General features: G+C 34.7%; 1 protein-coding gene. It reads left to right on the top strand.

Annotated elements, in window-relative coordinates:
* On the top strand, window positions 1–291 hold a 291-nt coding region (locus tag AB4486_RS27440), incomplete at both ends, for a glycosyltransferase (RefSeq protein WP_372119954.1).

The following is a 291-nucleotide window of genomic DNA, read 5'->3' as shown; positions in this document are numbered from 1 at the left end:
CTTAGTGAGATTATTGTTTACCCGTCAGGTGGGGTCGACCGTAATGTTTTTTATTCAGATAAAGAAAAAAGAACATTTAAACATCGACTAGGTTTTGCTGGTAGATTAGTTCGCTCTAAAAATGTACATTTAATTTTACACGCGTTATCACAGACTAGTAATTTTACTCTAGAGATCGTAGGAGAAGGTCCTGAAAGTACTAGGCTAATCCAATTAGTTGATAAGCTAAATTTGCGACATAGGGTTTTTTTCTATGATGCAAAATCTCAAAGTGAACTAGCTGATTGGTAT

The sequence above is a fragment of the Vibrio sp. 10N.222.55.C6 genome (genome assembly GCF_041473395.1).
Lineage (GTDB): Bacteria > Pseudomonadota > Gammaproteobacteria > Enterobacterales > Vibrionaceae > Vibrio > Vibrio crassostreae_C.
Note: the sequence above shows the minus strand (reverse complement) of the source record. Positions and strands in the feature narration are given on the sequence as shown.